Source organism: Streptomyces sp. A18, from assembly GCF_059026065.1.
The window spans coordinates 32,866-45,973 of the sequence record NZ_JBWLKL010000028.1 but is presented as its reverse complement, the minus strand read 5'-3'; the positions used below and the strand labels follow the sequence as shown (position 1 = coordinate 45,973).

General features: G+C 69.2%; 14 protein-coding genes, 1 pseudogene and 1 riboswitch. Of the genes and pseudogenes, 8 read left to right on the top strand and 7 right to left on the bottom strand.

Going from position 1 to position 13,108, the window contains the following annotated elements; genetic code table 11:
* Positions 1-11: 11 nt before the first annotated feature.
* Positions 12-1,202 carry an MFS transporter gene (locus AC5P1C_RS31645; protein WP_493869380.1) on the bottom strand — a complete coding sequence of 397 codons (1,191 nt, stop codon included), beginning with the start codon at positions 1,200-1,202 and terminating at the stop codon, positions 12-14.
* Between the two features lie 184 nt (positions 1,203-1,386).
* Between AC5P1C_RS31645 and AC5P1C_RS31640 the strand changes: the two genes are divergently transcribed.
* Entirely contained in the window at positions 1,387-2,148 is a 762-nt protein-coding gene (locus tag AC5P1C_RS31640; RefSeq protein ID WP_493869379.1) for a polysaccharide deacetylase family protein, read from the top strand.
* A 186-nt stretch (positions 2,149-2,334) separates the two neighbouring features.
* Here the strand turns inward: AC5P1C_RS31640 and AC5P1C_RS31635 are convergent, their stop codons facing one another.
* Together AC5P1C_RS31635 and AC5P1C_RS31630 are read right to left on the bottom strand one after the other, a co-directional pair.
* On the bottom strand, positions 2,335-2,562 hold the full coding sequence (locus AC5P1C_RS31635) for a hypothetical protein (RefSeq protein ID WP_493869378.1): 228 nt from the start codon (positions 2,560-2,562) through the stop codon (positions 2,335-2,337).
* Positions 2,559-2,771, bottom strand: coding sequence for a hypothetical protein (locus AC5P1C_RS31630; RefSeq protein ID WP_493869377.1), 213 nt, complete (start codon positions 2,769-2,771; stop codon positions 2,559-2,561). Before AC5P1C_RS31630 ends, AC5P1C_RS31635 begins: the two co-directional genes overlap by 4 nt.
* 115 nt (positions 2,772-2,886) lie before the next feature.
* Here AC5P1C_RS31630 and AC5P1C_RS31625 point away from each other — a divergent pair, with 115 nt between their 5' ends.
* From AC5P1C_RS31625 to AC5P1C_RS31605, 5 genes and pseudogenes are all read left to right on the top strand, one after another.
* Positions 2,887-3,729, top strand: coding sequence for a helix-turn-helix domain-containing protein (locus AC5P1C_RS31625; protein ID WP_493869376.1), 843 nt, complete (start codon positions 2,887-2,889; stop codon positions 3,727-3,729).
* Entirely contained in the window at positions 3,710-3,982 is a 273-nt protein-coding gene (locus tag AC5P1C_RS31620) for a DUF397 domain-containing protein (RefSeq protein WP_493869375.1), read from the top strand. The genes AC5P1C_RS31625 and AC5P1C_RS31620 overlap by 20 nt, the downstream gene beginning before the upstream one ends.
* Positions 3,983-4,264: 282 nt before the next feature.
* Positions 4,265-5,086, top strand: coding sequence for a hypothetical protein (locus tag AC5P1C_RS31615; protein ID WP_493869374.1), 822 nt, complete (start codon positions 4,265-4,267; stop codon positions 5,084-5,086).
* A gap of 56 nt (positions 5,087-5,142) precedes the next feature.
* Positions 5,143-5,280: pseudogene (locus AC5P1C_RS31610) on the top strand (Uma2 family endonuclease); the annotation flags it as partial.
* A gap of 314 nt (positions 5,281-5,594) precedes the next feature.
* A complete protein-coding gene (locus tag AC5P1C_RS31605) occupies positions 5,595-6,857 on the top strand; it encodes an esterase/lipase family protein (protein WP_493869373.1) in 1,263 nt (420 codons plus the stop codon).
* A gap of 96 nt (positions 6,858-6,953) precedes the next feature.
* On the opposite strand, the gene groL is transcribed toward AC5P1C_RS31605, so the two are convergent.
* The 4 genes from groL to thrC all read right to left on the bottom strand — a co-directional run bounded on the left by groL (position 6,954) and on the right by thrC (position 11,230).
* Positions 6,954-8,579: a chaperonin GroEL gene (gene groL, locus AC5P1C_RS31600; protein ID WP_055551550.1), complete on the bottom strand. Its 1,626-nt coding sequence runs from the start codon at positions 8,577-8,579 to the stop codon at positions 6,954-6,956.
* A gap of 324 nt (positions 8,580-8,903) precedes the next feature.
* Positions 8,904-9,107: a cold-shock protein gene (locus AC5P1C_RS31595; RefSeq protein WP_005315736.1), complete on the bottom strand. Its 204-nt coding sequence runs from the start codon at positions 9,105-9,107 to the stop codon at positions 8,904-8,906.
* A 423-nt stretch (positions 9,108-9,530) separates the two neighbouring features.
* Positions 9,531-9,806 carry a MoaD/ThiS family protein gene (locus AC5P1C_RS31590; protein ID WP_453636630.1) on the bottom strand — a complete coding sequence of 92 codons (276 nt, stop codon included), beginning with the start codon at positions 9,804-9,806 and terminating at the stop codon, positions 9,531-9,533.
* A 113-nt stretch (positions 9,807-9,919) separates the two neighbouring features.
* A complete protein-coding gene (thrC, locus tag AC5P1C_RS31585) occupies positions 9,920-11,230 on the bottom strand; it encodes a threonine synthase (protein ID WP_493869372.1) in 1,311 nt (436 codons plus the stop codon).
* A gap of 17 nt (positions 11,231-11,247) precedes the next feature.
* A riboswitch (SAM riboswitch) is annotated at positions 11,248-11,382 on the bottom strand.
* 169 nt (positions 11,383-11,551) lie between these two features.
* Between thrC and AC5P1C_RS31580 the strand changes: the two genes are divergently transcribed.
* Together AC5P1C_RS31580 and AC5P1C_RS31575 are read left to right on the top strand one after the other, a co-directional pair.
* Positions 11,552-12,496, top strand: a complete 945-nt coding sequence (locus tag AC5P1C_RS31580) for a glucosyl-3-phosphoglycerate synthase (RefSeq protein WP_493869371.1) — start codon at positions 11,552-11,554, stop codon at positions 12,494-12,496.
* A 55-nt stretch (positions 12,497-12,551) separates the two neighbouring features.
* On the top strand, positions 12,552-13,094 hold the full coding sequence (locus AC5P1C_RS31575; protein ID WP_493869370.1) for an LAETG motif-containing sortase-dependent surface protein: 543 nt from the start codon (positions 12,552-12,554) through the stop codon (positions 13,092-13,094).
* Positions 13,095-13,108: the final 14 nt, after the last annotated feature.

Here is a 13,108-nt window from a genome sequence, read left to right as displayed (position 1 = left end):
GGGGTGCCGCCTCACGCCTTCGCCTGTACCGGCCGCCGCAGCAGATAGACCCCCGCGGTCGAGACCAGGACCGCCATGCAAGCGATGAACACGAGCCCCGCGCCCTCCAGGCCCAGCGGACCCGTCAGCAGGCCCACCCCGATCACCGGCAGCGAGATGCCCGTGTAGGCGACCACGAACAGCGTCGAGATCACCGACGCGCGCCGGTCCGCGGGAGACGCCTCGGCCACCGCGGACAGCGCCCCGCGGAAAGCGAGCCCCTGACCGCACCCGCCGACCAGTGCGCTGAGTACCACCAACGCCAGCAGATCCCAGTGCAGCGCACCCGCGAGCAGCGCGAGACCGGCGAGGAGTCCGGCGCACCCCAGTGGCAGTGACCGCCCCACCCCGACCCGGCCGGTCGCCAACTGCCCGGCGGTCGAGGCGAAGAAGGCCAGCGCGACGACAAGACCGCTGACCGCGTGGTTCTCCACGTCCAGGGACTCCGCGAGGAACGCCGGGCTGACCGAGGTGAACACCCCGAACAGCGCGAACCCCACGAACGAGGCGATCCCCGCGGGCACGAACACCGCCCGCACCTGCGGCGGCACACCGGGCCGCTGCGGCCGTACGGTGCTCAGCGGCCGCCGCTCCCGCACGGTCTCCGGAAGCCGCAGCAGGACCGCGGCCGAGGCGGCGACCAGCGCGAGGTGCACGACGAACGGCAGGTACAGCGGCCAGGCCGCGTACTGCGCGAGCACACCGGCGAGCAGCGGACCGCAGCCGAGGCCGCCCATGTTGGCGGCCGTCGCCACGAACGTGGCCCGGGAGGCGCCGACGTGCGGTGCCGTGTCCATCACGTACGCGGTGGCGGCCCCGGTGAAAAGACCGGCGGACAGGCCCGAGAGCAGCCGCCCCGCGTACAGCCAGCCCATCCCGACGGCGCACAGGAAGCAGACGGCGCTCGCCGCGGCGAACCCCAGGCCCCACAGCAGCACCGGGCGCCTGCCCACGACGTCCGAGACGTTGCCCGCGAGCAGCAGCACGCCGATGACCGCGAAGGCGTACACGGCGTACACGACGGTGACCGTCAGCTCGGAGAAGCCGAACTTGTCCTGGTAGAAGCTGTAGAGGGGAGTCGGCAGGGTGGTGCCGGCCATGCACACGGCGAACACCGCCCCGCTGAGGAGGCACTGGCGCCAACGTCGTTGATCAACGTCCATGCCGCCGACGCTAACCCCGCACACCGCGCGCCGCGCGCGCAGGGATGTCCGCGGGGTCCCCCGGAATTGTCCTTGATCGGTAACGGACTGGCCCCCGGTGCATCCCCTGACCCCCATTCCTCGTCCTGCCAGGTGGCCGCGCGGGACCGGGGCGCGGCGAGGGACGGGACGCAAAGGGGCGGACATGGCACGGCACAGCGGTGGGCGTGGCTGGTACGGCAAGATCATCGGAGCTGCGCTCGGGGTGACGCTGCTCGCCACCGGCGCGGGGGTGTGGAGCGCACAGGCCGGCACGGCGAGCGACTCCTCGGCGGCGGCGAAGAAGCCCAGCGCCGTGCAGCCGGTCTCGACGAGCATCGCGCACGCCTCGGATGCGGGGAAGCGCGGCGTCAACCTCACCATCGACGACGGCCCCGACCCCAAGTGGACGCCCCAAGTCCTCGCCGTGCTGCGGGAGTACGACGTGAAGGCCACCTTCTGCATGGTCGGGACGCAGGCCGAGGCCCACCCGGACCTGGTGAAGAAGGTCGTCGCCGCCGGGCACCGCCTGTGTGACCACTCGGTGTCGCACAACACCGGCATGGACAAGGACTCCAAGACCTACCAGTCGGAGCAGATCCTCGACGCCGAACGCATGATCACCAAGGCGTCCGGCGGCGTACGGCCGATGTACTACCGCGCGCCCGGCGGGGCCTTCACCCCCTACAGCCGCAAGCTCGCCGCCGACCGGGGCATGCGCCCGCTGGGCTGGAACGTCGACACCAAGGACTTCGAGCGCCCCGGCACGGACGCCATCGTCGCCACGGTCGAGCGCGAACTCCCCAACGGGCCGACGCTCCTCTTCCACGACGCGGGCGGCGACCGCACCCAGACCGTCGAGGCCCTGCGCACGCTCCTCCCCCAACTCAAGCAGCAGGGCTATACCTTCGGCTTCCCGGTGCGCTGAGCCGCGCCGCGCCCGCCCCGGCCGGGTCAGACCGTCAGGGGGCCTTCGCGTACGTTGCGCCGACGACCTTCCGCAGCGAACCTCTCAGCTTCGATGTGTGTCAGCGACATCTCGATCTCCCGCCATGTACTTACAGGGCCCACTTCTACCTACATAGCTCGGCCCCGCCCTGCCGGTGCGATCCGCTCACGGCAACCGCCTCTCCCGGTTGAGCCTGCGCACCCGCTCCCGCAGCACGTCCCCCGGCGGGGCCTGCCCCACGGACTCCGGCGGGCAGTCCCACTCCCGGCCGCCGCCGAGTGGCCGCAGCTGTACGAGGCCGCCCTCGCAGCCCATGACCTGACCGACGCTGCCGTCCCGGAAATCGACGGCGTACGTACCTGCCTCCGGCACTCCGGGGCCGTCGTCGTTCACCGCGGGCCCTCCAGTACGGCGGCGAGCCGCAGCGCGGTGTCGAGGTTGCAGCGCCCCAACTCCACCAGCGGCAGCGCGTTCTCCGCCGCCGCCGTCAGCGGGTCCATCCGCAGGGACGGCAACGTGACGCCGACGTCTTCGAGCCCCGCTCTCAACTGCCGCACCGCCTCCTCCGCCGCCCGCACCCGTTCCTCCGCCGTCAGCGCCATGGCCCCTGCCTCTCACACCGGGTGTTGCCGTTTCCTCACTAAGCGTGTCCGGCGATGCGTAGCCTGAGAAGCGGCCACATCCCAACAACCCGCCTTGTTGGACGAGGAGTTGCCCATGACACGCCGCAAGGACCTGGACCCCTCATCGAACCCCCGCGCCCTCCTCGGCTGCGAGCTCCGTCACGCACGGGAGCGGAAGGGGATCAGCCAGGAGGCCCTGGGCGCGCCGCTGTTCGTCAGCGGTTCGTTCATCGGGCAGTTGGAGGCGGGTACGCGGCGGATGCACCTGGAGTACGCCCAGCACTTCGACGAGGTACTCAACACGGGGGGCTTCTTCGCCCGCAATTGCCGGGCGGTCGCCCAGTCGAAGTACCCGGATCACTTCGCTGAGGCGGCGGAGGCGGAGGCCGCCGCTACGGCCATCAAGCAGTACGCGACCTTGCTGATCCCGGGGCTGCTCCAGACGAGGGCGTACGCGACGGAGATCTTCCGCGCCTATCACCCGACGGCGACGGACGACACGATCAGCAACCAAGTGGAGGCGCGACTCGAACGCGCCCACCTCCTCGACAATCCAACAACGCCGTTGTTGTGGTGCATCGTTGACGAGGCGGCCCTCAGGCGAGTGGTCGGCGGCGGCGCGGTGATGGCGGAGGCACTGCGCCACGTGGCGGGACTTGCGCGGCAGCACCGGATCATTCTTCAGGTGCTGCCGTTCGGCGCAGGGGCGCATGCGGCAATGGACGGACCCCTAAAACTGATGCAATGCGAGGACGCGCCCCCGCTCTCCTTCGTCGAGGCACCGAACATGGGCAAGCTCCTGGACGACCCGGCAACCGTCGCCCGCCACACCCTGATGTTCGACCTTCTCCAGGCTGCGTCCCTCCCCCCACGTGAATCCCTGGCCCTGATCGAGTCAGTGGCGCAGGATTACGGGCATGGAGAACAGCACCCGTGAGTACGAGTACGACCTGAGCACGGCCATCTGGCACAAGTCGAGTTACAGCGGAGGCCAGGGCGGCGACTGCCTGGAGGTAGCCACTTGGCGCAAGTCCACGTACAGCGGCGGCAGCGGCAGCGACTGCCTCGAAGTAGCCGACGGGCACCCGGACCTCGCCCCCGTCCGCGACTCCAAGAACCCCACCGGCCCGAAGCTCGTGTTCCGGGCCACGGCCTGGTCCGCATTCCTCGCGGATCTCAAGGACAACTGACCCCGAGGCTCAAGCCACAAGCGCCGAGCCCTCTTTTCAAGGAACGGGAGGCGGGCCCCAACCCGCCCTCCCTCCCTTCGAGTTGGCGAACTCGATCACTTTCGGAAGGCGACTTGCCACGCAGCGTGACAACGCTCTAGCGTGCCCGAATAACGAACAACCCCCGCCCGGTGCGACAACACCTGCGGGGGTTTAACCATCACGATCGAAAGCGAAGTTCGATCCATGGCTGACGCCAAGCTTAGTACCGCCCTCCGCTCTGCGCACGCAGACCCGCACCCCATGGCCAGCCCTGGCTACGGAAAGCGTTCGGCGCCCGAACAACTTCGCCCCACGAACGCCGACTTCACCCACCTCCCGCCCCGCGAAGGCGCCATCGCCGCGTACCTCGACCGCCTCCCCGACGGCACGGACATCTCCGTGAAGACCCTGGCCAAGCACCTCCCGTACGGCCAGTGCGCCCTCCGCACCGCCCTCAACAGGCTCCAGGCGGCCGGTCACTTGAGGCGAGGCAGGGAACACGTATACGGAAGCGGCAGCGCTCGCTGGATCACCCGAACGTGGTTCTCGCGGACGGCGCGGGACGACGCCTGGTGGGCGGCCTTCACGCGCGGCGACGTACCGGAACCGGGCCCGGACCCGAACAGACCCCAACGCCCCACCCGCAGCCGCGCGTTCATCCTCCTCGCGGCGCTCGGCCGGACGGCCCCCGCGCTGTCCCTCTCGTACGCGGACTGCGTTGCCCTGGAACCCCAGCTCACCGAGTGGTTCACGCGCGGCGCCACGGAGCCGGACGTACTCCGCGCCCTGACCGCAGGGCTCCCCACCCCGGTCCACAGCCCGGCGGCCCTCATCCGCAGCCGCCTCACGACCAAGCTCCCGCCAGAACCAGTCCCCCGCCCCGCGCTCCGCGTCCTGGAGTGCGGAAGGTGCGGCGCCCCCGGCCGGCCCGAGGCCCTGCCCGGCGGCGTATGCGGCCCCTGCCGGGGCGAGGTCGGCCCCGGTCGGGGAATCCCGGCCCCCCTGCCACCCGAATCCGTCCGCGCCCACGCGGCAGCGGTACGGGCCACAGCGCACAGCCCACAGGAACGGACACACGCATGACCGCTCCCACGGTCCGACGGCACGGGGTCGGGTCACGATGGAGGGAAGGAGGCACCGCTCTTGCCCCTCTGGACCACTTCATCGGCCAGGACAGCGAGTGGGCCTCCCCCGAAGGCGTCCTCATGGTCGTCGAGGTCACCTCACACGACGGCGACACAGACCGCCGCGACCGCCAGGAGAAGGGCCGCGCCTACCACTACGGCTCCACCATCCGCATTCCCTCCCCGGTCGCCTCTCCGGTCGCCTTCGCGACATACTTCCCCGGCCCCAGCAGGCCCCGTCACGCCCCGCTGACCGAGTTGCGCCGCTGACACGTCCGACGCCCGGCCGTCGACCACAGGGTCCTGAATCCGCCACGGCCGACGCAGTGCAAATGCGGCCATTTCCCCTCTGTCCGAAAGGGCCCCGCTCCCCGCGCGGAAACCTGAGACCACCTTCCGGCGCCTACGTGACGTACCGAGGATGGCACCGAACGTCATCGAAGCGGCACAACCGGAGGGGACCCTTCATGACCGACCTCAGCGGGCCCAGCGGGCCCAACGACCCCAACGCGCCCAGCGAAGAGCAGATCATCGAGGCCTGGCGGTCCGCCGCGCACATCACCCTGGCGCCCGGCCCCCAGGAAGTCTCCGAGGCCGCCCCCGCCCCGGACCAGGAGTGGACGCTGCCGGGCGGCAGGGCCTGGGTGTACCTCGCCGATCCCCAGCAGGGCCTGACCCGGCCGGTGATCCTCGCCGACGGCTTCAGTACGGGACCGAGCGACCTGGACTTCCTCTACGAGGGCCTGGAGCGGGGCGAGTACGCGCTCATCAGCGAGCTGCGGACGCGCGGCAGGGACGTCGTCATCCTCGGCTTCGACGAGCGCAGCGCCTCCATCCTGGACAACGCCGTGGCCGCACGCTCGGCGATCCAGGAGGCGATCGCGCGGCGCACCGGCGACCACCCGCTGACCGTCGGCGGCTTCAGCATGGGCGGCCTGGTCACGCGGTACGCGCTCACCAAGATGGAGCACGAGAGCGTCGACCACCAGACCGCGCTGTACCTCTCCTTCGACAGCCCGCACCGCGGCGCCTGGATCCCCATCGCGCTGCAGTCGTTCGCGCACTACATCCGGCGGCTCAACGCGGCCTTCTCGAACCAGATGAACAGCCCGGCCGCGCGCCAGCTCCTGTGGCAGCACATCTCCGAGTGGGACGACACCCCGGAGACCGACAAGGAGCGCGTCGAGTTCCTCGCCGAGCTGGAGCGGGTCGGCGGCTGGCCGATGCGCCCGAAGAAGATCGGCGTCGCCAACGGCGTGCGCACGGGCGTGGCCAATGGCATCGCTCCGGGCCGGCGGGCGTTCCGCGGCAAGGGCCTCGCCATCACCGGCACCCACCTCTACACGCAGCCCGCGGGCGAGGACCAACTCGTCGCCCAGCTACGGGTGGTGACCCTGCGCAAGCCGCAGATCCGCACCTCGGGCATGCCCGAGATCGACGGCGCGCCCGGCGGCACCCTGGAGGGCTTCGGCATCCTCGCCGACGAGCTGAACAAGATCCCGGCCATCATCGGCCTCGGCTCCGAGGCCGAGATCCGCGAGCACTGCTTCGTCCCCTCCGTCAGCGCGGTGGCCCTGCGCGACATCGACACCCACGAGAAGCTGCACGATCCGTTCCCGGAGCAGTCCGAGGACACCGAGCTCGACGAGTACCTCTGCGCCACCCACAACGAGGGCCACACCCTGATCACGGAAGAACTCTGCACCTGGCTGCTCGACCGGCTGCCGTAGTCACACACGGCTCCGGAAACGCCCGAGGGCGGCACCCCTTCGTGAGAAGGAGTGCCGCCCTCGGTACGTACGGGACGTAGATCAACCAGAGGTCGATCAGAAGTCCATGTCACCGCCCGGCATGCCGCCGCCGGCCGGGGCAGCGCCCGCCTTCTCCGGCTTGTCGGCGATGACGGCCTCGGTGGTGAGGAACAGCGCGGCGATGGACGCGGCGTTCTGCAGGGCAGAGCGCGTGACCTTCGCCGGGTCGAGGATGCCCTCGGCGATCATGTCGACGTACTCACCGGTCGCGGCGTTCAGGCCGTGGCCGACGGTCAGGTTGCGCACCTTCTCGACGACGACGCCACCCTCAAGGCCGGCGTTGACCGCGATCTGCTTCAGCGGGGCCTCGAGGGCCAGCTTCACAGCGGCGGCACCGGTGGCCTCGTCGCCCTCGAGCTCAAGCTTCTCGAAGACGGCGGCGGCCTGGATGAGGGCCACGCCACCACCGGCGACGATGCCCTCTTCGACGGCGGCCTTCGCGTTGCGAACGGCGTCCTCGATGCGGTGCTTGCGCTCCTTGAGCTCGACCTCGGTCGCGGCACCGGCCTTGATGACCGCAACACCGCCGGCGAGCTTCGCCAGGCGCTCCTGCAGCTTCTCGCGGTCGTAGTCGCTGTCCGAGTTCTCGATCTCGGCGCGGATCTGGTTGACGCGACCCTGGACCTGGTCGCTCTCACCGGAGCCGTCGACGATCGTGGTCTCGTCCTTGGTGATGACGACCTTGCGGGCGCGGCCGAGCAGGTCGAGACCGGCGTTCTCCAGCTTGAGGCCGACCTCCTCGGAGATGACGGTGCCACCGGTGAGGATGGCGATGTCGCCGAGCATGGCCTTACGGCGGTCACCGAAGCCCGGGGCCTTGACGGCGACGGACTTGAAGGTGCCACGGATCTTGTTGACGACCAGGGTCGACAGGGCCTCGCCCTCGACGTCCTCGGCGATGATCAGCAGCGGCTTGCCGGACTGCATGACCTTCTCGAGGAGCGGAAGGAGGTCCTTCACGTTCGAGATCTTGGAGTTGACGATCAGGATGTACGGGTCGTCGAGCGACGCCTCCATACGCTCCATGTCGGTGGCGAAGTACGCCGAGATGTAGCCCTTGTCGAAGCGCATGCCCTCGGTGAGCTCGAGCTCGAGACCGAAGGTCTGCGACTCCTCGACGGTGATGACGCCTTCCTTGCCGACCTTGTCCATCGCCTCGGCGATGAGCTCGCCGATCTGGGTGTCGGCGGCGGAGATGGAGGCGGTCGAAGCGATCTGCTCCTTGGTCTCCACGTCCTTGGCCTGCTCGAGCAGGGCGCCCGAGACGGCCTCGACGGCCTTCTCGATGCCACGCTTGAGGGCCATCGGGTTGGCACCGGCGGCTACGTTGCGAAGGCCCTCGCGGACCAGCGCCTGGGCCAGGACGGTCGCGGTCGTCGTGCCGTCACCGGCGACGTCGTCCGTCTTCTTCGCGACCTCCTTGACCAGCTCGGCGCCGATCTTCTCGTACGGGTCCTCGAGCTCGATCTCCTTGGCGATGGAAACACCATCGTTGGTGATCGTGGGGGCACCCCACTTCTTCTCGAGGACGACGTTGCGACCCTTGGGGCCCAGGGTCACCTTGACGGCGTCGGCGAGCTGGTTCATGCCGCGCTCGAGGCCGCGCCGTGCCTCCTCGTCGAACGCGATGATCTTGGCCATGTGAAGTGGTCCTCCCGGACAGGGGTGGCATGCTCCGGATCGCGCCAGTGCCCGCGACGGACGGCCTGCAAACCTTGTGGTTCCTTGCCCCACCCGGCCTGCGGGCCTCACCGACCCGATCCAAGTTCTGTCACTCTCACTCGGAGAGTGCTAAGCCCAATGATTAGCACTCGACCCCTACGAGTGCAAGCGCCTCTTACGGATCCCAGACGTACGAGGGGGCGCGCGCACGGGGGTGCGCCACGGGACGCACGAGAGACCCGCACCCCTGTCGGGATGCGGGCCCCTCGTCACTCGCTAAGTCACTGGCCGATCGCGCCGAGATCAAACGGCGAGCTTGACCATGTCCGCCTGCGGACCCTTCTGGCCCTGCGAGATCTCGAACTCCACTCGCTGACCTTCTTCAAGGGTGCGGTAGCCGTCCATCTGAATCGCGCTGTAGTGGACGAAAACATCCGCACCACCGTCGACCGCGATGAAGCCGTACCCCTTCTCCGCGTTGAACCACTTGACGGTGCCCTGAGCCATGCCTAACTCCCCTATTACTGGCCCTTGCACGGACCCGCACTTCGCGGACCCGGGTCAGACCTCACCCCCCCAATGGGTTGTGGAGGCGTGCGCCGGAACGCGTCGACCGCGGCTGAATGTATCTGCCCAACTGCCCTCTGCAACAGGTCAATCGGACGAGAATTCTGGGCACGCCTGATCGGAGATTTGCGGAGAATTCGCCGGAGTTCAGGGCAAGTCGGGCCAGACAAATGCCACGGGAAGGGCAAATGGGCAGTGCACTTTGGCTACTTCTTGTCGCCCTCGGGGCGACTTCGTATATGCGCTCGGCACAAACAGGAAGCTCGCTTCCCAACTGTACCGCGCTCAACCGCATGGAATTGCCCCCTCCGCTTCTCTCGCGGAGGGGGCAATGGAGATTACGCAGGGTGTTTCTTTAAAGGATCAACCACCCGCGACGGCGGGAATGATGGACACTCCGGCACCGTCCGGCGTCGCCGTCTCCAGGCCCTGCTCGAAGCGGACGTCGTCGTCGTTCACGTAGACGTTCACGAAGCGCCGCAGCTTGCCCTGGTCGTCCAGGACACGGGCAGCGATGCCCGTGTGGTTCTTCTCCAGGTCGGCGATGACCTCGGAGAGGGTCGCCCCCTCAGCGGCGACCTCGGACTGACCGCCGGTGTAGGTGCGGAGGATGGTGGGGATACGAACGTTCACGCTCATGGGGTTCACCTCGATGATTCAGGGGGCGGAGGCGCCCCGTCAGGGGCGCGGGGAACTGCGCGAGGACGGACCACGACCGCCCGTCGGCGACGGGCGGTCAGGCCCTACGGCGGTTAACCGGCCAGCCCGGCGGAGCGAAACGCGTCAAGGCTGGGCTTGATCGTCGCCGTCGCCTGAGAGGTCTCGGCAACAGCGTCCAGGGTCTTGAGGCCGTCACCGGTGTTCAGGACCACCGTGGTCAGGGAGGGATCGATGAGGCCCGCCTCGATCAGCTTCTTGGTGACCCCCACGGTCACCCCCCCGGCGGTCTCCGCGAAGATGCCCTCGGTCCGGGCGAGCAGCTTGATCGCGTCGACGACCTGCTCGTCGTTCACGTCCTCGACGGCCCCGCCCGTGCGACGCGCGATGTCCAGGACGTACGGCCCGTCGGCGGGGTTGCCGATGGCGAGGGACTTGGCGATGGTGTCCGGCTTCTGCGGGCGCACGACGTCGTGGCCCGCCTTGAAGGCGGTCGACACCGGCGAGCAGCCCTCGGCCTGAGCGCCGAAGATCTTGTAGGGCTTGTCCTCGACGAGACCCAGCTTGATGAGCTCCTTCAGGCCCTTGTCGATCTTCGTGAGCTGCGAGCCCGACGCGATCGGGATCACCAGCTGGTCGGGAAGGACCCACCCCAGCTGCTCGCAGATCTCGTACGCGAGCGTCTTGGAGCCCTCGCCATAGTACGGCCGCAGGTTCACGTTCACGAAGCCCCAGCCCTCGCCCAGCGGGTCACCGATGAGCTCGGAGCAGAAGCGGTTCACGTCGTCGTAGTTGCCCTCGATACCGACGAGCTCGCCGCCGTAGACCGCGGCCATGACGACCTTGCCCTGCTCCAGGTCGTGCGGGATGAACACGCAGGAGCGGAAGCCGGCGCGGGCCGCCGCGGCGCCGACGGCGCCGGCGAGGTTGCCGGTGGAGGAGCAGGAGAGGGTGGTGAAGCCGAAGGCGCGCGCGGCCTCGATGGCCTGCGCGACGACGCGGTCCTTGAAGGAGTGCGTCGGGTTGCCGGAGTCGTCCTTGACGAACAACTTGCCCTGCTCGACGCCGAGTTCACGGGCGAGGTTGTCGGCCTTGACCAGCTTGGTCCAGCCGGGGTTGATGTTCGGCTTGGACGCCACGTCCGCCGGGACGGGCAGCAGCGGGGCGTAGCGCCAGATGTTGTCGGGGCCGGACTCGATCTGCTTCCGGAGCGCTTCGGGGTCACCGGTCGGCAGGTCGTACGCGACTTCGAGCGGGCCGAAACAGGCCTGGCAGGCGAAGATCGGACCGAGCGCGTAGAGCTCACCGCATTCGCGGCACGAGAGGCCGGACGCGGGGCCGAGGTCCACGGAATCCGTGGTGGTGGAGGGGGTGGTGTCGAACGTTTCGACAGTCTGCGCAGCCATGGAGGCGAGGCCCTTTCTCCTCATCTTCCCCGTGACGCATCTCGCCACGAGACGGAATTGGCACCTTCCCCACCGAGACCTCGCGTGCGCGGTCGGCGGGATGGTTGCCGGGGCTTCAACGGGCCGTATCCCTCTGCCCCTCTGGATGAGCGGTATGGCGCCTGGGCTTTCATGGGCCCAGGGCATTTGTTACGCGATGACCCCCGACATGCGATGGTCATCCGCGTTGTTCAAGACTGTAACCGACGGCCTGGACCCTTGAGATAGTCGTCCGAACCGCGAGATGGATCACATGTAGGCCACACACAGGAGGAACCCGCCGTGCTGGAAGAGGCCGAGCGCTGGCTGACCAGGCGTTCCTGGTCCGTTGCCGACCGTCCGCTCAGCGCGCTCGTCGCCGCCAAACGGGCGTCGGGAGCCTCGGTGAGTGTCGTCCTGCCCGCGCTCGACGAGGAGGAGACGGTCGGGGAGATCGTCGCCGAGATCCGCCGTGAGCTGATCGAGAGGGCCTCCCTCGTCGACGAGCTCGTGGTGATCGACTCCGGCTCGAAGGACCGCACGGCCGAGGTCGCGCGGGAGGCGGGCGCGCGGGTCGTGCACCGGGACGAGATCCTGCCGCGCATACCGGCCGTGCCCGGCAAGGGCGAGGTCATGTGGCGCTCACTCCTGGTGACCGGCGGCGACATCGTCGCGTTCGTCGACGCGGACCTGAAGGAGTTCTCGGCGGACTTCGTCACCGGCATCGTGGGCCCGCTCCTGACCGAGCCCGACGTGGACTTCGTGAAGGCGATGTACGACCGCCCCCTGGCCGGGACCGCAGGTCAGGGCGGCCGGGTCACCGAGTTGATGGCGCGCCCGCTGCTCAACATGCACTGGCCCCAACTGGCGGGGTTCGTCCAGCCGTTGGGCGGCGAGTACGCGGCGCGCAGGTCCCTCCTTGAGCGGCTGCCGTTCCCCGTCGGTTACGGAGTGGAGCTGGGTCTGCTCGTCGACGCCCTGCACACCGTGGGCCTGGACGCGCTCGCGCAGGTCGACGTGGGCGTGCGCAAGCACCGGCACCAGGACGGGCAGGCGCTGGGCCGCATGGCGGCGGCGATCTACCGGACGGCGCAGCTGCGGCTCGCGCGCGGCCATCTCGTGCGCCCCGAGCTCACCCAGTTCGAACGGGGCGAGCAGGGGTTCGAGCCGCGCACCCATTCGGTGGACACGGAGGAACGGCCGCCGATGGCCGACATCGCCGAATACACGGCCCGCCGCGTGGCGTAACCCCCGATATTGGGCATTTTGTCTACATTCCCCACTTATGTGGGTCAGACGAGTAATGGGAAGCGCGCGACGCATCGGCGGCGTGGCCATCGCCACGGCCGGCCTCGCGGCGGGAGCACTCGGCTCGGCGGCCGTGCCCGCCGCCGCGGATGTGGCCGAGCCCTTCGCCAAGCGTTACGACGAATCGCTGTACGGCGACTTCAAGACCATCGGCAACACGGTCATGGGCTGCCCGACGACGCCCGCGGACATGGCGGCGCGCTGCGCCACCGCCGCGGACGGCGAAGGCCGCGACAACAACAACACCTTCGTCATGGAGCGGATCAACACCGCGGGCATGGACCTCGCGCTCTCCGTCCCGGTCCCCGACCTGGAGGTGACGAAGACGGCGAGCCCCAAGACGGTCGAGGCGAAGAACATCAGCAAGCCGCCCGCCCCGCAGGAGCCGCAGAACGGCCCCGTGGAGCAGGTGGACCGCCCCGGTCAGCTGGCCGACACCGGCAGCGACTCCGACACGATGCTGTACGCGGGTCTCGCGATCGCCCTGTGCGCGATTGGCGCGCTTGCGGTGGCGGCGGCGAGGAGCAGGCGGCACTAGCGAGGAGCGGACGG